Here is a 20418-nt window from a genome sequence, read left to right as displayed (position 1 = left end):
ATCGCCCGTCAACCGCCGTCGGGCCGGGCGGACGCCAGCAGAGCGCCCAGGTGACGGGGCGGGGGTGAGCCGTGGGCGAGGAGATCGTCGTGGAAGGCGCGCAGAGCCGAGGGAGCGGGGCGGTATGCCTGGCGGAGCCCGGTGATCTCCTTCCAGCCGACGAAATAGGTAGACAGCTGCCCCGAGGTGAGCAGGGCACGACGCCACTTGCCGTAAGCCTCGCCCTCCTCCTGGAGGCCGCGGTTCGTCATCAGCTCCATCGCTTCAGCCCTGGTCATGCCGGCACAGTGCACACCATGGTCGAGCAGCGCATTGATGGTCATCCGCAACTGCAGTTTCAGCTGCATCAGGCGCACCGGCAGGCCACCGAAGCCCGCCTCGGCCATGATCTGTTCCGAGTACACCGCCCAGCCCTCGACGAAGGACCCTGACTGGGCGGCGGCGCGCACCCGGGTCGGTCCTCGGAAACGACGTTCAGCGGCAATCTGCAGGTGATGGCCAGGGATGGCCTCGTGAACGGTGAGGTCACGCAGGGCGGCGCGGTTGTACTCCCGGTAGAACGAACTCTTCCGCTCGCGCGACCAGTGCTCGGGCGTCGGCGCGATCGCGTAGAAGGTCGGCAGCGGTGCCGCCTCCAGCGGGCCGGGCGTGTCGCAGTAGGCCACGGAGACGCCGCGGGCGAACTCGGGCATGACGACGATGTCGAGTGGGTCATCGGTGGGGCTGACCAGGTCGACGTCGGCAAGAAACGCGCTGGCGTCGGCGAGCGCGGAACGGATGTCCGCGACGACCGTCGTATCGTCGGGCGCGTCCGCGGCGACCAGGTCCAGGGCCCGTCGAACCACGTCCGTTCCCCGCCGCTCACCGAGATACCTGGCGGCGGCCTCGGTGATTTCCTCAGTCAACCGGTCGAGATGCTCGCCTGCCGCGGCGACCACCTGAGCCGACGTGAGCTCGCTCGACAGGCTGTGTACCAGCGTCCGCTCCCACAGCGCCTGACCCAGCCGAGGACCGCGCCCTTCCAGGCTGGTCACCTCGCCGAGGGCGCTGTCGTCCCCGGAGCGCGAGCCGCTCGGGGCGGCATCCTCCTGGYCGGCCAGCCTCGCGCGCAGCCAGTCACGGAACTCGACGACGGCCCGGAGCGCGGCCGCCCGCGCCGGCTCGACCAGCGGACGCAGCGATGGCTCCCCGGCGAGCGCGCCCGCGACGTCGTCGCGGATGAGGCCCGCAAGCCCCGTTGCCTGGTCCACAGCCGTCTCGACGTGGATCTGGGGCATCGGGCCAAGGATGTGGCGGGCGGTCGCCAGTGCGTCAGGCAGAGCGGCGAGGCGGCCGGCGAGCAGGCGCAGCCGGTCGCCGGCCGGCGCGAACGGCCGGGCCAGCAGACCGTGCAGCGCATGGCCTGGCAGGTGGACAAGCGGGTTCCACTCATGGGAACGCAACTCGGCGACATCGAACTCCGCCGCGGCGAGCAGCTCCCCCAGCATCGCGGCGTCGACTGCCGCCTCCGGTTCCAGCGCGGCCACGTCGACCCGTTCCAGGGCCGCCCGATGTTCCCGCAACGCGGCGAGGTATCCGCGCCGCGCCTCCAGCCCGAAGTCGTCGAGCCGGTCGTCGAACCGGTGGTCACCCAGGGCGCTCGCCCACGCGGGCCGCCGAGCCAGCAGATCCTCCAGCGCCCCGTCGGCCACCGACAACAGCTCCGCCGTCGCTTCCGGACGCGTCATGCCCCAAACCTAACCCGGGTCGTGACACAACCGGCCCGGTAAGCGCGATGTCCGCCGACGTGCGGGCGCCCGGTTCGCGGGCGTTTCGGGGTCAGCTGGCGCGGACGGCGGCCAGGGTGGTGCCCCGGCGGGCGAGAGCCTCCTCGACGCGACGCTGGATGTGCGCGATCAGCGCGTACTGGTCCGCGCAGTACACCGTCGGGTTGGCATACGCGGCGCCTGGCCGGTAGCGGTGCGGGAACAATCCGGCGCCGCAGGTCGTCACCACGTCGCAGTCGCGGCAGCTGTCGGCCAGGCCGTGCAGCCCGAGCTGGCGCTGGACGAACGCCGGCACGTCGAACAGGGCGTCGAGCGGGTCGGCGAACACGGTCCGCCCGCTGGCGGCGGCGCCCTGGCCGACCGCCTTCATGGTGTCCACCTGTTCGTAGGAGCCGTCGGACTCGACGACGACGAGCGCCACGGGCGCGAGACCGAACGACTCGTGCGCGCCCACTCCCCCGAGCAGCAGGTGCAGCAACGACTCGAAGGTCCGTACCGACAGCGGCCGCACCGGCGCGTCGAACCAGCGGTCGAACAGCGGGACCAACCAGTCGGCGTAAGGCGTCCGGCCGCCGGCCGGTACGAGGCCCGGAGGAGGGTGTTCCCAGGTGCCGTGCGGGAGCAGGAAGTCCACTCCGTCAATGCCAAGGCCGAGCAGCGCGTCCCATACCCGGACCGGGTCCGCCGCCAGCTGGATGGTGCACAGGAGCCCGAGGAAGTGTGAGCGGAACTCCGGCCGCTGCATCATCTGGATGCCCGCGACAACCTCGTCGTAGCTGGACCTGCCGTCGGCATAGGTGCGGTGCAGGTCGTTGGCCTGCCGGTCACCGTCGAGGCTGATTCCGACGCCGATGTCCTGCGCCACGAGGAAGGCGGCCATCGGTTCGTCGAGCAGCACGCCATTGGTCTGCACGGTGATGGCGACCTCGGTCAGCGGGGCGAGGCGCTCCCGCAACGTGCCGGCGATCCGGCTCAGTCGCTCACGGCCCGCGAGCAGCGGCTCGCCGCCGTGGAGCCGGATGTTCACGAACTCCAGGTCGTGTGTACGCACGTGCTCGGCGATCCGGTCCGCCGTCGCGCCGACCGCCGCTTCCGTCATGAACCGTGGCTGGGTTCGCCAGGACTGGTCAGCCAGGTGGTAGACGTAGCAGTAGTCGCAGTCGAGGTTGCAGCGCGAGGCCACCTTCAGGACGAACTCGCGAAACGGCGTCGGGGCCCAGCCCGGCGGCAGCGGAGCGCCCCACGCCGCGGCGGCGCGTTCCGCGGCGGTCGGTGCCGCGCCAACGGCCTCCGGAGCCCGAACCGGCGGGGGCGCCGGCCACGGCAGCGAGACCGACATTCTCCGTCAGCTCTTGGTGTCCGTCAGTCGGGGTGCCGACGCCGAGGCAGGCCGGCGAGGGCGGAACAGGCACGGGCCGGAGTTGTGCACGTAGGCACCGCTCACCAGGTCACCGTCGGCGGACGTCCGGCGGGCGAGAGCGTGCTCAAGCGCGGACAGACCGACCGCGGTACCTGTTGTGTCGACCGGCGTGACGGCGGGGTCGGACATGGCGCACTCCCTGCGGCCGGAACATCAACGGCTGGCATGACCGGTCCCGGTCATCGCTCGGCCCTTCAGCGGAAAGTGTCGCATGACGGTGGCCCGTATTCACCCGGATCCGGGTTTTCCGGATCCGGGTCCTCGGAAAGCGCGCGCCGCGGTTGCGGCCGCGGTCAGGTCGGGAGAAGACGTCCGATGAAGGCTTCCAGCTGTTCGACGTTTCGKCACTCGACCATCTCGTCGACGATGTCGGCGTAGGCCTTCGTGGCGGAGTCGCCCGAGCCCCAGTAGGAGTGAGGCTCCGGGTTGAGCCAGTAGGCGTGCCGGGCCTGCTGGCAAAGACGCCTGAACGGGACGGTGGAGGTGGCGCGGTAGTTGTTGCGGGCGTCGCCGAGGATCAGGAGCGACGTCTTCGGGCCGACGGCGTCGGGGAACTTCTCGGCGAAGACCTCGAAGGCGTGGCCGTAGTCGCTGTGGCCGTCGAACCAGACCAGGTCCGCCTCCTTGGCGATCCTGGCCATCATGTCGCCGAGGTCGACGCCGCGCAGGAAACGGGTGATCTCGTCGGTGGTGTCGATGAAGCCGAACGCGCGCACCTTCGAGAACTGCTCGCGCAGCGCGTGGGTGAGCATCAGGGTGAAATGCGCGAATGACGCGACCGAGCCGGAGACGTCGCAGAGAACGACCAGCTCGGGCTTGTGCGGCTTGTGCGGGCGGTGCTTCGTCTCCAGCGGGACGCCGCCAGTGGCCAGCGAGGCGCGCACGGTGCGGCGGAAGTCGAGCCGGCCACTGCGGCCGAGGCGGCGCTTGGCCGTGAGCCGGGTCGCGAGCCGGCGCGCCAGCGGGTACACCTGCCGGCGCAGCTCGATGAGGTCCTGGTGGGAGGCCCGCAGGAACTCGACCTGGTCGGTGAGCGGCTTGACCGCGGTGCGCTCGGTCGCCGCCAGGCCACGTTCCTCGGCCATCCGGCGGCGGATCTCGCTCTGGACCATCTCCTCGAAGGAGCGGATGCGGTCCGTGATGGTCTGCCGGGCGATCCGCTCGGCGAGGCCGCCCTTGTCCTGGGGGCCGAGCATAGCGGCGAGCAGCGCCGCGATCAGGGTGTCCGGCGACATCGCGCGCAGGACCCTGAACACGAACCACGACTTGCCGTTCTGCCCGCCGGCGGGCGCGGAGCCGAAGCTGGACACGGCCTGGCGGGCGAGCTCGCGCAGCGCGTCGTCGTCGCCGTCGAGCAGCGCCTGCTGGAGCCGGTCGCGCAGCGCCTTGCGCAGCGCGTCCAGCTCCTCGGGGGTGAGGTCGCGCGGCGGCTCGTCGCTTGGGTCACCCTCCCCCAGGCCGGGCACGCCGTCGGCCCCGCCGGCCACCCCGTCGCCGATCCGCGGCGGGAAGTACAGGTCGAACAGGGTGTCGAAGGCGTTGCGGTAGAGCGGGCGCTTGCACATCGTGGTGGCGAACGCCGCCCGGACGGCCTCCCGGTCGAGCCAGCCGACCGCGCCGACGGCGCGCGACGCGTCGACGGTCTCCGCGGTGCTCACCGGCACACCGGCGCGCCGCAGGGCCGCGGTGAAGTCGACGATGCGGTCTACCAGGTTCATCGCGTGCCCCTCACTGCTCGCGGGTACGCGGGCCGGTCAGTTGGCGCCGAGCTTGAGCTGGCTGATGGCGCGAGCCTGATCGCTCGCGTGCTTGAGGACGACGCCGAGAGTGCTCCGGACCTCTTCCTCGTTGAGCGAGTCGAAGCCGAGGGCGAGCACGGTCTGACCCCAGTCGATGGTCTCCGCGATCGACGGCGCCTTCTTCAGCTCCATCGCCCGCAGCGAGCGGACAGTGCGGACCAACGCCTCGGCGAGCTGCTCGGGCAGTTCCGGCACTCGGGCGAGCAGGATCTCCTTCTCCCGGGCCGCCGACGGGTAGTCAAGGTTGAGATAGAGGCAGCGGCGCTTGAGCGCCTCGGAGAGCTCACGGGTCGCGTTCGACGTCAGGACGACGAACGGCCGGCGCTTTGCCTGGATCGTGCCGAGCTCCGGGATCGTCACCTGGAAGTCGGAGAGGACCTCCAGCAGCAGGCCCTCGACCTCGACGTCGGCCTTGTCGGTCTCGTCGATCAGCAGGACGGTCGGCTCGTCGCGGCGGATCGCGGACAGCAGCGGCCGCGCGAGCAGGAACTCCTCGCTGAAGATGTCGTCGTRGGTCGCACGCCAGTCGGCGGCCGCGGAGCTGTCGCCGGAGGCGGCCTGGATGCGCAGCAGCTGCTTCTTGTAGTTCCACTCGTAGAGCGCGCGCGCCTCGTCGAGCCCCTCGTAACACTGCAGACGGATCAGCTCCGCGCCGACCGACGCGGCCAGCGCCTTGGCGAGCTCGGTCTTGCCGGTGCCCGCCGGTCCCTCGACGAGCAAGGGCTTGCGCAGCCGGTCGGCGAGGAAGACCGTGGTGGCGATCGCCTCGTCGGCGAGGTAGCCTGTCTCCCTCAGGCGGCCGCGCACATCCGCGACATCGGCGAAGGCGTGTTCCTGCAACGACATGGGACTTTTCCCCGCTCTACGTCCGCTTGATCCCCTCGGATCCGTTATCCGTCAGACCCATAGTGCCAGCGCGATCCCGCAAATACCCGGACTGCTACGGGTCCGGATGGTTGGGGTGCGGACGGTTATGTTTCGGACGGGTGACGATCCCCGTCGGCGCTGACCTGCCCTGCCCCGGATCCCGGCGGTTGCGAACCAGCCGGCCCGCCAGGCCTGGGTCAGATCCGGTCGTAGGCGGGCAGCGTCAGGAACTCGGCGTAGGGCTCGCCGAGCGCGGTCCGCTCGAACAGCTCGACCGCGTCCTTCCACCGCCCGGCCGCGAAGGACTCGTCGCCGGCGGCGGCGCGCAGCCGTTCGACCTCCTCGGCGAGCACGGCACGCACCAGCTCGGCGGTGACGACGCGGCCGTCGGCGAGCCTCGCCCCGGCCGCGGCCCACTGGTGGAGCTGGCTGCGGGAGATCTCGGCGGTGGCCGCGTCCTCCATGAGGTTGTCGATGCCGACGGCGCCGGTGCCGCGCAGCCACGCCTCCAGGTACCGCAGGCCGACGCTGATGTTGACCCGTACGCCGCCCTCGGTGATCTCGCCGGGGGTGGCGGCGACGTCGAGCAGCTGGGCGGCGGTGACGTGGACGTCGTCGCGCTGGCGCGCGAGCTGGTTGGGGGCGTCGCCGAGCACGCCGTCGAAGACCTCGGTGCAGACGGGCACCAGGTCGGGGTGGGCGACCCAGCTGCCGTCGAACCCGTCGCCGGACTCGCGCTCCTTGTCCGCCCGTACCTTCGCCAGCGCCGCCGCGTTGACCTCCGGGTCGCGCCGGGACGGGATGAAGGCGGCCATGCCGCCGATGGCGTGCGCGCCCCGGCGGTGGCACGTGGCCACGAGCAGCTCGGTGTAGGCGCGCAGGAACGGGACCGTCATCGTCACCGAGCCGCGGTCCGGCAGCAGGAACTCCGCCGGCCGCGACGCGAAGGTCTTGATGGTGGAGAACATGTAGTCCCAGCGGCCGGCGTTGAGCCCCGCCGAGTGCTCGCGCAGCTCGTAGAGGATCTCCTCCATCTCGAACGCCGCGGGCAGCGTCTCGATGAGCACGGTCGCCCGGATGGTGCCGCGTGCCAGGCCGAGCGCGTCCTCCGCGGCGGTGAACACGTCGTTCCACAGCCGGGCCTCGAGATGGCTCTCCATCTTGGGCAGGTAGAACGCGGGTGTGCGGCCGGCGTCGACCAGCGTGCGCGCGTTGCGGAAGAGGTACAGGCCGGCGTCGAAGAGCGACCCGGACATCGGCGCGCCGTCGACGAGCACGTGCCGCTCGGGCAGATGCCAGCCGCGTGGGCGGACGACGAGGGCGGCGAGCCTCTCGCCGAGCCGGTAGCCGCGGCCGTCCGGGTTGGTGAAGGTCAGCGTGCCGGCGATGGCCGCGGTCAGGTTGCGCTGGCCGTCCAGCAGGTTGAACCAGGTGGGGACGTTGGCGTCCTCGAAGTCGGCCATGAACAGGCGCGCACCGCTGTTCAGCGCGTTGATGACCATCTTCGCGTCGGTCGGGCCCGTGATCTCGCAGCGGCGGTCGGTGAGGTCCGGGGCCGGTGGGGCGACCCGCCAGTCGCCGGCCCGCACCTCGGCGGTCTCGGGCAGGAAGTCGAGCGTGCCGCCGGCGGCGATCACGGCGCGCCGCTGGGCCCGCCGGTGGAGCAGCTCCTGGCGCCGGGGACCGAACGCGCGCTGCAGCCCGGCCACGAACGCGACCGCCTCGTCACCCAGCACCTCGCCGACCAGCGCCGCCGCGTCGTCCGCCGCGAGCCCCGGCACGTCCCGCTCGACACGCACCCCGTCGCTCGTCGCCCCCCGCAACCCGCCCGTCACACCCATCCCACCCTCCACCTGGCCACCGCTCCAGTCTGGCCGCCCTCACCCCGAATCGACACCCAGCACGGAGATATATCCGCCACGCCCGAGGCCGGGCACGAGGAGGCCGCCCGTCCGCTCCTGTGCCGACCCGCTGGTCGGGCGCAGCCCGACATCGGGGGTTCCAGGGGGTCGTCCCCCTGGGCAGACATCGTCGTATAGGACACCGGGAAGCCGCCCCAAAGGGGCGGCGAACAAGGTTCGCCCCTAAACGACGTGGCCGTCGCCGATGCCGACCCAGGTGGTGGAGGTCAGCTCGGGCAGTCCCATGGGGCCTCGGGCGTGCAGCTTCTGGGTCGAGATGCCGATCTCGGCGCCCATGCCGAACCGCTCGCCGTCGGTGAACCGGGTGGAGGCGTTCACCATGATCGCCGCGCTGTCGCAGGTGGCGATGAAGCGGCGGGACGCGGCGAGCGAGCGGGTGACGATCGCCTCGGTGTGGCCGCTGCTGTAGGCGCGGATGTGCTCGACGGCGGCGTCCAGCGACGGGACGACCCTCACCGCGAGGTCGAGCGAGAGGTACTCGGCGGCCCAGTCGTCCTCGGTCGCGGCCAGCGCGCCCGGGGCGACGGCCCGCACCGCGTCGTCGCCGTGGACCGTCACGCCGGCCTCGGTGAGCGCGGCGAGCACCCGGGGCAGGAACTCGTCGGCGACGTCGGCGTGGACGAGCAGTGTCTCGGCGGAGTTGCAGACCGACACCCGCTGGGTCTTCGAGTTGATCGCGATCGCGACCGCCATGTCGAGGTCGGCGGTCGCGTCGACGTAGACGTGGCAGTTGCCGACGCCGGTCTCGATGACCGGGACCGTCGACTCCTCGACGACGGCCCGGATCAGCCCCGCGCCGCCGCGCGGGATGAGGACGTCCACGAGCCCGCGCAGCCGCATGAGGTGCTTGACCGACTCGTGGTCGACGCCGGGGACGAGCTGGACGGCGTCCGCGGGCAGCCCCGCCGCCTCGGCCGCGTCGCGTAGTACGCCGACGAGCGCGGTGTTGGAGCGCACCGCGGAGGCGCTGCCTCGTAGCAGCGCCGCGTTGCCGCTCTTCAGGCACAGCCCGGCGGCGTCGACGGTCACGTTCGGCCGGGCCTCGTAGATGATCCCGACGACGCCGAGCGGGACGCGGACCTGGCGCAGCTCCATCCCGTTGGGCAGCACCCGGCCGCGCAGCACCTCGCCGACCGGGTCCTCGAGCCCGGCGACCTGGCGCAGCCCGTCGGCCATCCCGGCGAGCCGGGCCTCGGTGAGGGTGAGCCGGTCGACCATCGCGGCCGCGGTGCCGGCGGCCTGGGCCGCGGCGACGTCCTCGGCGTTGGCGGCGAGCAGCTCGTCGGCGCGGGCGAGCAGCGCGTCCGCCATCCCCAGCAGCGCGGCGTCCTTCGCGGCCCGCGACAGTGGGGCCAGCGCCGCCGCGGCCCGCTTCGCGCGCACGGCGCTCGTTCGGACGTCCTCCGCGGAGACCTGCATGACCCGTTCCCCTCTCACCGGGTCCCAGGGGTCGCACCCTGGGCCGGCATCACGGTCCACCGAAAGCCGAACAAGATCATCGGACACGCCCAGCCGGCGCCGCGCCGGCGCGGCGCGCCATCCCCCGAGGCTACCTTCCCGGGCACGGCCGGGCCCGGGAGGCGGGATGCCAGCCAGCGCCGATGACGCCGGGACGGACCGAGGCCGCGCGTGATCGCGCGGCCTCGGTCCGTCTTCCTGGAGCTGCGCCTCGATCTGGATCCGTGTCTTGATCTGGATCCGTGTCTCGACGAGGTCGACGCTTGAGCGGCTTAGTCGGCCGCGCGGGCGAGCCTGGACGGCCACCAGATCTTCTTGCCGATCTCGTGGCTGAGCGACGGGACCAGGATCGACCGCACGATGATCGTGTCCAGCAGGACGCCGAACGCCACCGTGAACCCGACCTCGGCGAGGAAGACCAGCGGCAGCACCGCCAACACCGCGAACGTGGCCGCGAGCACGCAGCCGGCCGAGGTGATGACGCCGCCGGTGACGGACAGCCCGCGCGTGATGCCCCTGCGCGTGCCGAACATCAACGCCTCTWCCCGCACCCGGGTCATCAGGAAGATGTTGTAGTCGATTCCGAGCGCTACCAGGAAGACGAACGCGAACAGCGGGAACGCCGGATCGGCGTTGGCGAAGTTGAACACATGGTTGAACATCACCGCCGACACGCCCAGGGACGCGGCGAACGAGAACACCACGGTCGCGATCAGCAGCAACGGGGCCACGAGCGCGCGCAGCAGCAGTCCAAGCACCAGGAGGATCACCAACAGCACGATCGGGATCACCAGGTTGCGGTCGTGCCGGGAGGCCGCGTTGACGTCGTGGTTGACCGCCGTCGAGCCGCCGACAAGCGCCTCGGCGCCGGGCACCGCGCGGACGGCGTCCCGGATCCGCAGGACCGTGGCGTCCGCCTCCGACGTGTCGTACCGGTAGGCGAGCGTCGCGTCGATCGCGAGCCGGCCGTCCACCGGCTTCACCTGGATGGCCGCCGGCGGGCAGGCTCCGCCGGCCAGGTTCGCCGGCGTGATCGCGCCGGACTTCAGCGCGTCGGGGATCTTGCCGTAGTCGACCTCGACGCAGACCGAGCCCGGCTTGGTGTCCACGCCCTGGACCTTGGACACGGCGGCGATCACGGCATTCGCCTGGTCCGCCTTCGCGGTGATGACCGCCGGGGCGCCGGCGCCGGCGTCGAAGTTGGCGTCATAGATCTTCTGCCCGACGATCGCGTCCGGCTCGGAGGTGAAGCTGTCCATCGTCGACAGGCCGCCCGTGCGCAGGCCGGGCAGGAACGCGACGCAGATCAGCAGCAGCACGGAGGTCGAGATCCAGCCGAGTCGGGCGCGCCGGCCGACCAGCTCGGCGATCCGCGCCCACCTGCCGTGGGTGGCGATGTCGGCCTGGTGATCGACCTTCGGCCTACGCGGCCAGAACACCCACCGGCCGAACAGCACCAGGAACGCCGGCAGGAAGGTCAGCATGAACAGCATCGTGCAGGCGACGCCGATCGCGCAGACCGGTCCGAGGCTCTTGTTGGAGTTCAGCTCGCCGAGGGCCAGGCAGAGCAGGCCCAGAACGACGGTGATACCGGAAGCGGCGATCRCCGGCGCGGCGCCCCGCCAGGCCGCGAGCATCGCGTTCATCCGGCTGGCGTGGTTGTGCAGCTCCTCCCGGTACCGGCTGACGAGCAGCAGCGCGTAGTCGGTGCCGGCGCCGATCACGATGACCGACAGGATGCCCTGGCTCTGGCCGGTGAGCGTCAGCACGTCGTGCTTGGCCAACGGATAGATCACCAGCGACGACAGGCCAAGCGCGAAGACCGAGCTGAGCAGCGGGAAGAACCACAGAATCGGGCTGCGGTAGACGACGAGCAGGATGATGATGACGACGAGCCCGGCCGCGAGCAGCAGCTGCCCGTCGAGTCCCGCGAACGCGTCGATGAACGCCACGAGCAGGCCGCCCGCGCCGGCGCTATGGATCTTCAGGCCGTCCGGCGCCTTGTCGCGAGCCATGTCGATGATCGACTTCTCGGTGTCGCTGAGCTTCTCCCCGTCGACCTCGACGTCGCCGTTCTTGCCGATCAGTGGGACCGAGACCGAGGCGACCGAGCCGTCCTTGTTGAACTGGGCCGGCCCGATCTGGTCCGCGGCCACCCCGTCGATCTTGCCAAAGGCCGCGCGGTCATCGTCGATCTTCGCCTTGTCGCCGTCGGTCAGGCCGCCGTCGCGCTGGTAGACGATGAAGCCCGGGATCGTCGCCACGGAGCGGAACTTCTCCGACTCGGAGTCGACCTTCGTCGACTCGGCCGAACCCGGCAGGTACGAGGCGTTGTCGTTCTTCTGGACCTCGCCCAGCTTGCCCTGGAACGGCAGGCCGGCCACGCCGACGATGAAGAAGACGATGACGACGCCGACGGCACCGACCCATCTGCGCCACGACGGACGGCGCTGGTCCGGCGGCGCGGTTGGCGGCGATGACGCGGGCAGCTGGGTCTCCGAGTTTTCCTGCTCGGCGGCCACGTCGCTCATGGTGTTCTCTCCGGTCGGCTCTCGGGCTCGCTCGTCGTCGACGGCGCAGGCGGCGGTCACTCGTGAACGGGCATACGGGTGTGGCGGGTGCTGCCGACGACCTCGATGATGTCGTGGCGGGCCGGCGGCGCCCATCCGTTATTCGGTTGACTGGCCCGTCCCCATCCGGTGGATCCGGTCGCCCGAACGGCGCGCCCGGGGGCCACTCGCGCAGGCCGGGGAACTCGGCATGGTCATCGAGAAGACGGCCCAGACCCCGAAAACGCATCGGCCGGTCGACGGGATGTGATGCAGGACACTACGGATTGCCGTGCCGCCCGGACGCCATGCCGCCCGGACGCTGGGCCATCCGGACGCTGGGCCGTTCGGCGGTCCGTCGGCGCGCCGCCCACACACCGAACAGTCGCGGATGGCGGCGTGCCAGTCACTGCGGCTGGCCACCGGCTTTGGATCAGAAAACCGGCGGCCTCAGGAGGCGCCACACCCCCGCGACCGAGTGGGACTGGCCCTACCAGGGCGGCGGTCAGCCGGCGCGCGGGTGAGACGCGCGGCACTGGTCGCGCTGCGCGGCCAGGCCGGTTCGCGGTGATGTCATGGTGACCAGCCTGATGCCTGGCGCGACTGGCGTCGTCAGCCGGACGGCGGCATCGGCGTACGTCCACGCGCGTACGGACCGCTACGCCAGCGCTCCGGCCGCGCCGAGCGGGCACGGGGTGCGAACCGGACACGACCGGATCGCCTACGCTACCGATGCTCTCGGCACCCGTTCACCGAGCCGCCGCCGGCGTCCAGCACCCGGCGCGCCGCCGGACGCGGCTTTCGCCGATCCGCCGCCGCACCGTGGCGACGCCCGGGCGGGTCCGGCCGATCGGCGGGAGAGCACGGACCGGTAGGGAGGGGGGACATGCTCGTCCTGCACACGTCCGACTGGCATCTCGGGCGCGGCCTGCACGGGCATGACCTCGCCGCGGCGCAGGCCGCCTTCGTCGATCACCTTGTCGAGGTGGCCCGCGCCGAACGCGTCGGCCTCGTCGTGGTCGCGGGCGACGTGCACGATCGGGCGATCCCGCCGCTCGCCGCGCTGCGCCTGTTCGACGAGGCGCTGTCCCGGCTGCGTGACACCGGCGCCCGGGTGGTGGTCATCAGCGGGAACCACGACGCGCCGGCGCGTCTCGGCGACAAGGCGGGGCTGCTCGACCCCCGGGTCCGCATCCGTACCGACCCCGCCGAGCTCGCGACACCCGTGGTGGTCGAGGACCGGTTCGGCCCGGTGCGGGTCTACCCGATTCCCTACCTGGAGCCCGCGGCCGTCGCCGGCCGCCTCCCCGAGGTCAGCACCGTGAGCGATACCCAGGGCGACGGCCCAGCCGGCGTGGGCGCCGACGCGGAGGCCGGCGGCCAGGCGGACGGCCCGGGCGGCGCCTGGGCGGCTGCCCTCGGCGCCGCCGGCGTCGCGGCCGGGCCGCCACCGCTGGCCGCCGAGGGCCCGGCCGAACCGCCCTTCCCGGGCATGGTCTCGCTCTTCGACGACGACGAGCTGGCCCCGAGCCTCGTACCCGCCGCGCCGCGCAGCCCCGCCGCGCCCGGCCCGGGCCGCCGGGCGGAGCCGCTGTCCCACAYGGCGACGATGCGCCGGGCGATGGCCGCCGTCCGGGCCGACCTCGCCGGCCATCCCGGTGCCAGGTCCGTCGTCGTCGCGCACGCCTGGGTCACCGGCGCCGCCGGCAGCGACAGCGAGCGCGACATCAGCGTCGGCGGCGTCGCGCACGTCCCGGCGTCGCTGTTCGACGGCATCACCTACACGGCGCTCGGCCACCTGCACCGCCCGCAACGAGTCCAGGGCCTGGAGCGGGTCCGCTACAGCGGCTCACCGCTGGCGTACTCGTTCTCCGAGGCCGGCGACGCGAAGACGACGCTGCTCGCCGAGCTCGGCCCGGCCGGGCTGACCAGGGTGGAGGCGATCCCGGTCCCGACGCGACGCCGGATGACGATCCTGCGCGGCCGGCTCGCGGACCTGCTCACCCGGCTCGAGTACGGCGAGCATGCCGACGACTTCATCGCCGCCGTGCTCACCGACCCGGCCCGCCCGATGGACGCGATGACGACGTTGCGTGAGCGTTTCCCGCGCACCCTGGTCCTGCGCCACGAACCGGAGAACGCGGAGGCCGACGACACCCGCTCGTTCGCGCGGCGTACCCGCGGCCGTGCCGACCTCGACGTCGCCGCCGACTTCGTCAGCTTCGCCCGCGGCACCTCGGCGACCGAGGCCGAACGCGACCTGCTCACCGCCGCGCTCACCGAGGCTCGGCTCGCGGCCACGGCGGCGGAGGCCGGCTGATGCGCCCGCACCGCCTGGAGCTCACCGCGTTCGGCGCTTTCCCCGGCACGGTGGAGCTCGACCTCGACCGGCTCGGCGCGGGTGGCCTGGTGCTGCTCTGCGGCGAGACCGGCGGCGGGAAGACGACGCTGCTCGACGCGCTCGGATTCGCGCTCTATGGCACGGTTCCCGGGCTGCGCGGCGTGCGCGACCTGCGCTCCCATCACGCCGCCGCCGACGTGGCCCCGCGGGTGCGGCTGGAGTACTCGGTGCCGGCCGGCCGCTTCCGGGTCACCCGCTGGCCCGGGTGGGACCGGCCGAAGCGCCGCGGCAACGGCACCCAACGGGAGCACCCGAAGGCACAGCTCGAGAGGTGGACCAGTTCGGGCTGGCAGATGGAGGCCACCCGCAACGACGACGTCGGCCTCGAGGTCAGCCTGCACCTCGGGATGAAGCCCGAGCAGTTCTTCCAGGTGGTCATGCTCCCCCAGGGCCGGTTCGCCGACTTCCTGCACGCCGACAACGACGCCCGCGAGGCGCTGCTCAAGCAGCTGTTCAGTGTCGGCCTGTTCGAGCGGGTCGAACAGTGGCTCGCCGACCGCGCCAAGCGCGCCGCCGACGACCACGGCGTCGCCCGCCAGTCCCTCGACCGCGTCCACGCGAAGATCATCGAAGCCGCCGGTGTCGAGGCGCACCCAGCCGACACGGAGACCGCGCCGGTCGGCGCGGCGGCGCCCGGGCCGGACTGGGCGACGGCGCTCGCCGAAGCCGCCCGCGCCGGCGAGATATCGGCCGCCAAGCGCCGCGACGAGGCCGCCAGGGCGCGCGAGCTCGCCGACCGCCAACTGGCCGCGACGCACGAGGCGGCGCGGCGGGCCGAGGACCGAGCGCGGCTGCGCGCCCGGCTCGCTGAACTCGTCGAACTCGCGCCCGAGATCACCTCGCTCGCCGCGGAGCTGGACGCGGCGGGCCGGGCCGGCATGGTCAGCCGTGCCGTCGCCGACGCGGCCGGACGGGCCGACGAGGCCGGCCGGGCAGCACACGATGAGGTCACGGCCCGCGTCGACCTCGCCGCCGCCTCCGTGCCCTCCCTTGACACCACCCGCGAGTCGTCTGGGCGGCTGGCCAGCCAGCTGAGTGCGGGCCCCGACGCGGGCGCGGGCGAGCTGGGCACGCTCGCCGCGCTCGCGCACACCGAGTCGGGCAGGCTCGAGGCGCTGGCGCTCGCGCTCGCGACGGCCGACGAGGCTGAACGGGAGGTGGCGGCGGCCGAACGGGACGCTCTCACCCACGCCCAAGCCGCCGAGGTCCACGTCACCGAGCTCGAGACGACGTTCCCCATCGCCCGCGGGACCGCGCAGGACCGCGTCGGACGGGCCAGGCACGCGGCCCAGCTCGCTCCGGCGCTCGCGGAGCGCGCCGACCAGCTGGCTGATCTGGCCGACGCCGTCCGCGCGCGGCAGGCGGCGTTCCTCGCCGCCGACGAGACCCAGGCCGCCGCGACGCTCGCCCGCGCCCGCGCGGCCGAGCTGCGCCAGCAGCGTTTCGACGCGATCACCGCCGAACTCGCCGCCGCGCTCGTCGGCGACACCCCCTGCCCGGTGTGCGGCTCGCTCGTCCACCCCGACCCCGCCGAGGTCCGCGCCGACCACGTCAACAAGGACGACGAACGAGCCGCCGACGACGAGGCCGGGCGGCGCGAGGCGACGGCGCGGGAGGCACGCGAACGGGTCGCCGGGCTGACGGAACGCGTGCGGGCCCTGCGCGCGACGCTCCTGCGCATCCCAGAAGCGCTGCGCGCCGACGACACCGCTGGCGAACCTGTCCAGGAGCTGCTGGGCGAGCTGCGCGGCACCCTGCTCGACGAGGAGATGCTGCTCGCCAGCCCCGCCGCGCTCCCCGGGGCCGGGGCCGGCCAACCGACGCCCGCCGAGCGCGGCGCCACCGAGCTGGCGGCGGTGGCGCGCGCGTTCGCCGGGTCCGCCGGCGAGGCCGCGGCGGCGGCGGCGGATCTGGCCACGGCCGAGGCGGAGCTCGACCGACTCGCCCGCGCCGAGACCGCGGCGCACGCGGGCCTGGCGGCCCATCGGTCCGGTGAGAGCGAGGCCGGGTCACGCGCCGCGGCGGCGCGGAAGCGGGCCGCGAAAGCGCTGGCGGCGGTGCCGGACGTGCTGCGCGACCCGGCCGGCCTGGCCGCGCGGGTCGACGCCGTGGCGGCGTTCGCCCGCGGGTGCGAGGCGACACGCGCGGCCGTGCTCGCGGCCGTCCGGGCGGCCGACGAGTCCCGGCGGGCCGAGGCCACGGCCATCGCCGCCGCGACGGAGGCGGGCTTCGCCGACCCGGTGTCGGCCCTGGCCGCCGTCCGTGAGGCGAGCTGGCTGGCTGACGCCCGGGCGCGGATCCAGGCTCACCAGGAGGAACGGGTCAGGATCCAGTCCCGGTTGGACGCCCCGGAGCTGGCCGGGATCGCCGATGACGCGCCGATCGCGGTCGAGGAGCACGAACGCGCCGCCGAGGACGCGAGGCGGGCGCACGAGGAGGCGCTGGCCGCCGCGGCGACGGCGGCTGATCGGACCTGCCGGCTCGATGCCCTCGTCCAGGAGTACGTCGCGGCGCACGCGGCGCTGGCACCGCGCAAAGCCACGGCGGACCAGCTGCGCGCACTCGCCGATCTGGCCGCCGGCCGGGGCGGCAACCTGCACGGCATGCCGCTGTCGAGCTACGTGCTGGCCGCGCGGCTCGAGGAGGTCGCGCAGGCGGCGAGCCGGCGGCTTTCGGTGATGAGCGGCGGGCGCTACACCCTCGTCCACGACGCCGGCGAGCGCCGCGACCGGCGGCGGCGGGCCGGGCTCGGCCTGCTCGTCGAGGACGCCTGGACAGGCCGCTCCCGGCCGACGGCGACCCTGTCCGGCGGCGAGACGTTCCAGGCCGCGCTGTCACTGGCTCTGGGGCTCGCCGACGTCGTCAGCGCCGAGTCCGGCGGCCACGCGATCGACGCCCTGTTCATCGACGAGGGCTTCGGCACCCTCGACCCGGACAGCCTCGACGAGGTCATGAACGTGCTCGACGAGCTCCGCTCCGGCGGCCGCCTGGTCGGCGTCGTCAGCCACGTGGCCGACCTCCGCCTGCGCATCCCCACCCAGATCCAGGTCCACAAGGGCCCCGACGGCAGCACCGTCGACACGACGACATGACGCGGGCGTCGCGGGTGGCCAGGCAGGTACCAGCTACGCTGGCTGGCCCCCAGGGATCCGGGTCGCTGGGCGCGAGGCCCGCTCCGGCGGCCCTTTGTCCTACCCGAGGTCAGCGGGTGGGCTGGAGGAGGACGAGGTCGTCGCGGTGGACGACCTCGCGTTCGTAGCTGGGGCCGAGGTCGGCGGCCAGCTCGGCGGTGCCGCGGCCGAGCATGGTGGGAAGCTCCGCCGCGTCGAAGGCGACGAGGCCGCGCGCCACCGGGCGGCCCGACGGGTCGACGAGGTCGACCGGGTCCCCCGCGGAGAAGTCTCCGTCGACGGCCGTCAGGCCGGCGGGCAGCAGAGAGGCCCGGCGGCCGACGACCGCGGCGACCGCGCCCGCGTCCAGGTGCAGGCGGCCCTGGGGAGCGGTCGCGTACTGCAGCCAGAGCAGGCGGGACGCGCGGCGTGGGCCGGTCGGGTGAAAGACCGTGCCGACCTCCTCACCGGCCAGTGCCGCCGCGGCGAGCGCCGCCGACGTGACGATCGTGGTCACCCCGCCGGACGCGGCCATCCGAGCCGCGTCGATCTTCGTCGCCATCCCGCCGGTGCCGACGCCGGCCGTGCCGGTGCCCTTGACGGTCAGCCCGTCCAGGTCGGCGTCCGACCGCACGTCGCGCACCAGGCTCGCCGGGCCCAGCCGTGGGTTCGCGTCATAGACCCCGTCGACGTCGGACAGCAGCACCAGCAGGTCGGCGGAGACGAGATGGGAGACGATCGCCGCGAGCCGGTCGTTGTCGCCGAAGCGGATCTCCTGGGTGGCGACGGCGTCGTTCTCGTTGATGATCGGGACGATGCCGAGCTCGAGCAGCCGGTCGAGCGCCGTGCGGGCGTTGCGGTAATGGGTGCGCCGGATGACGTCGGTCGCGGTGAGCAGCACCTGGCCGACCTGGTGGTCCGAGCGTCGGAACGCCTCCGCGTACTGGTGGACCAGCGCGCTCTGCCCGACGCTCGCCGCTGCCTGCAGGGTGGCGAGGTCACGCGGCCGGCGCGCGAGCCCCAGCGGAGCGAGCCCGGCCGCGATCGCGCCGGAGCTCACCAGCACCAGCCGTCGCCCGGCCAGCGGGCGCACGGCCGCGACCAGCGCCTCCAGCCGGTCCGCGTCCAGCCCACCGGCGGCGGTCGTCAGCGACGACGACCCGACCTTGACGACAACGCGTTGCGCGTGCTCAACGAACGAACGCACGCCTACCCCTTGTCCCCCGCCCCGCCGCGCCGGGCGCCGATCGGCTGGCCGCTGGCCGGCTCGTCGCCGGCCGCGCTCTCGTTCTCGTCGTCGTCCCAGGACGCGGCCGCGTCGTCGCCATCGCCCTCGCCGTCGCGACCGACCCAGACGACGGTGGGGCCGTCCGCGGTGTCCGCGCCGTCCGCGTCCTCGTCGTCGTCCAGGTCCTCGTCATCCAGGTCCTGGCCGTCGTCCCAGACGTCGTCGTCCCAGCCCGCGTCCCGCGTGGCGGCGGGGGTGACCACGCCGTCCTCGTCGACGACAACACCGTCCTGGGCGTCCTCGAAGGCGGTGTCCGCCCCGTCCAGGTTGGCCAGCCGCCGCGCGCGGCGGGTCAGACGCTCACCGCGGGTCAGCCGGACCGAGGTGCGCATCCGGTCGTCGCTGCCGCGCGGGCCGAGCAGCGGCTCGGTCACGCGGCCGCGGCCGGCGGTACCACCGACGGTCGCGACGCCCGCGGTCTCCTCGTCGGCGCGGGCCGTCGCGTAGTCGGCGAGCGCGCCGCGGCCGGACAGCGTCGGCTCCCAGTCGAACGTGACGTCGCCGATGGTGACCTCGGCTCCCGGCTCGGCGCCGAGCCGGGCGAGCTCGGCCTCGACACCGAGCCGGGCGAGCCGGTCGGCGAGGAAACCGATCGCCTCGTCGTTGGTGAAGTCGGTCTGGCGGATCCAGCGCAGGGGCTTCGCGCCGGTGACGACGAATCCGTCGCCGGCGGCGCGTACCGAGAAGTCAGGCTCGTCGACCGCGCGCGGGCGCAGCACGATCCGCGTCGCCGACGCCACCGGCGACGAGCGCCGGTGCTCGGCGATCATCCCGGCGAGGTACAGCGACAGCTGCCGCACGCCCTCCCGGGTCGCGCTACTGATCGAGAACACCTCGAGCCCGCGCGCACGCAGATCGGGCGTGACCAGCTCGGCGAGATCCCGGGCGTCCGGAACGTCGATCTTGTTGAGGACCACGACGCGGGGCCGGTCCGCGAGATCCGCCGAGTAGGCCGCCAGCTCGCTCTCGATCACATCCAGGTCCGACAGCGGGTCGCGGTCGGGCTCCAGCGTCGCGCAGTCCAGGACGTGCACGATCACCGAGCAGCGCTCGATGTGACGGAGGAACTCCAGCCCCAGCCCCCGGCCCTGGCTCGCGCCGGGGATCAGGCCGGGAACGTCGGCGACGGTGTAGGGCGGCAGGTCGCCCGCCTGCGCGACACCGAGGTTCGGCACCAGCGTCGTGAACGGGTAGTCGGCGATCTTCGGCTTGGCGGCGCTCAGCACCGAGACCAGCGAGGACTTCCCGGCGCTCGGGTAGCCGACGAGCGCGGCGTCCGCGACCGACTTCAGCTCCAGGACGGCGTCGAGGCTCTCCCCCGGCTCGCCGAGCTCCGCGAACCCCGGCGCCTTGCGCCGAGCGGACGCGAGCGCCGCGTTGCCCCGCCCGCCGCGCCCGCCGTGGGCGAGCACATAGGTGCTGCCGACGCCRACCAGGTCGACGATCTCCTCGCCGTCCGGGGTGAGCACGACGGTGCCGTCCGGGACGGGGAGCACGAGGTCCTCGCCGTCGGCGCCGCTCTTGTTGGAGCCCTGCCCCGGCCGGCCGCTGGTGGCGCGGCGATGGGGGTGGAAGTGGAAGTCGAGCAGCGTGGTCACGCTGGCGTCGACGACCAGCCTGATCTCGCCGCCTCGGCCGCCGTTGCCCCCGTCGGGCCCGCCGAGCGGCTTGAACTTCTCCCGGTGGATCGACGCGCAGCCGTGCCCGCCGTCCCCCGCGGCGGCGTGCAGCACCACCCGGTCGACGAATGTGGGCACTGTCCTGACCTCTCGATCGCCTTGCGTTACCTATGAATGTTGCCACCGCGGTGTCATGGACCGCGAGCATGCCAAAGGCCG

11 protein-coding genes and 1 pseudogene are annotated in these 20418 nt (G+C 73.2%); 2 read left to right on the top strand and 10 right to left on the bottom strand.

Going from position 1 to position 20418, the window contains the following annotated elements; all coding sequences use genetic code 11:
• Window positions 1-8: 8 nt before the first annotated feature.
• The 8 genes from BL253_RS31025 to BL253_RS30990 form a co-directional block, all read right to left on the bottom strand.
• Window positions 9-1727, bottom strand: coding sequence for a DUF885 domain-containing protein (locus BL253_RS31025; RefSeq protein WP_076820857.1), 1719 nt, complete (start codon window positions 1725-1727; stop codon window positions 9-11).
• A gap of 91 nt (window positions 1728-1818) precedes the next feature.
• Window positions 1819-3105 carry an FxsB family cyclophane-forming radical SAM/SPASM peptide maturase gene (locus BL253_RS31020; RefSeq protein ID WP_081438873.1) on the bottom strand — a complete coding sequence of 429 codons (1287 nt, stop codon included), beginning with the start codon at window positions 3103-3105 and terminating at the stop codon, window positions 1819-1821.
• Between the two features lie 6 nt (window positions 3106-3111).
• Window positions 3112-3315 (bottom strand): hypothetical protein, encoded by a 204-nt coding sequence (locus BL253_RS31015; protein WP_076820856.1) that lies wholly within the window; start codon window positions 3313-3315, stop codon window positions 3112-3114.
• Between the two features lie 164 nt (window positions 3316-3479).
• The gene (locus BL253_RS31010) at window positions 3480-4904 is read right to left on the bottom strand and encodes a vWA domain-containing protein (protein ID WP_076820855.1); all 1425 of its coding nucleotides are present in this window, start codon (window positions 4902-4904) and stop codon (window positions 3480-3482) included.
• A gap of 36 nt (window positions 4905-4940) precedes the next feature.
• Window positions 4941-5831, bottom strand: a complete 891-nt coding sequence (locus BL253_RS31005; RefSeq protein ID WP_076820854.1) for an AAA family ATPase — start codon at window positions 5829-5831, stop codon at window positions 4941-4943.
• A gap of 218 nt (window positions 5832-6049) precedes the next feature.
• On the bottom strand, window positions 6050-7693 hold the full coding sequence (aceB, locus tag BL253_RS31000; protein ID WP_076820853.1) for a malate synthase A: 1644 nt from the start codon (window positions 7691-7693) through the stop codon (window positions 6050-6052).
• Between the two features lie 243 nt (window positions 7694-7936).
• On the bottom strand, window positions 7937-9211 hold the full coding sequence (locus BL253_RS30995) for a glutamate-5-semialdehyde dehydrogenase (RefSeq protein WP_274535276.1): 1275 nt from the start codon (window positions 9209-9211) through the stop codon (window positions 7937-7939).
• Between the two features lie 293 nt (window positions 9212-9504).
• A complete protein-coding gene (locus tag BL253_RS30990) occupies window positions 9505-11763 on the bottom strand; it encodes an MMPL family transporter (RefSeq protein WP_076820870.1) in 2259 nt (752 codons plus the stop codon).
• A 904-nt stretch (window positions 11764-12667) separates the two neighbouring features.
• On the opposite strand from BL253_RS30990, the gene BL253_RS30980 reads away from it, so the two are divergent.
• Both BL253_RS30980 and BL253_RS30975 read left to right on the top strand, forming a co-directional pair.
• Window positions 12668-14101, top strand: a complete 1434-nt coding sequence (locus tag BL253_RS30980) for an exonuclease SbcCD subunit D (protein WP_076820850.1) — start codon at window positions 12668-12670, stop codon at window positions 14099-14101.
• Window positions 14101-17274 carry an AAA family ATPase gene (locus BL253_RS30975; RefSeq protein WP_076820849.1) on the top strand — a complete coding sequence of 1058 codons (3174 nt, stop codon included), beginning with the start codon at window positions 14101-14103 and terminating at the stop codon, window positions 17272-17274. The genes BL253_RS30980 and BL253_RS30975 overlap by 1 nt, the downstream gene beginning before the upstream one ends.
• Before the next feature lie 109 nt (window positions 17275-17383).
• Here BL253_RS30975 and proB read toward each other — a convergent pair whose 3' ends face one another.
• Entirely contained in the window at window positions 17384-18499 is a 1116-nt protein-coding gene (gene proB / locus BL253_RS30970) for a glutamate 5-kinase (protein WP_076820848.1), read from the bottom strand.
• A gap of 362 nt (window positions 18500-18861) precedes the next feature.
• Window positions 18862-20337: pseudogene (obgE, locus tag BL253_RS30965) on the bottom strand (GTPase ObgE); the annotation flags it as partial.
• Window positions 20338-20418: the final 81 nt, after the last annotated feature.

The organism is Pseudofrankia asymbiotica (genome assembly GCF_001983105.1).
Lineage (GTDB): Bacteria > Actinomycetota > Actinomycetes > Frankiales > Frankiaceae > Pseudofrankia > Pseudofrankia asymbiotica.
Note: the sequence above shows the minus strand (reverse complement) of the source record. Positions and strands in the feature narration are given on the sequence as shown.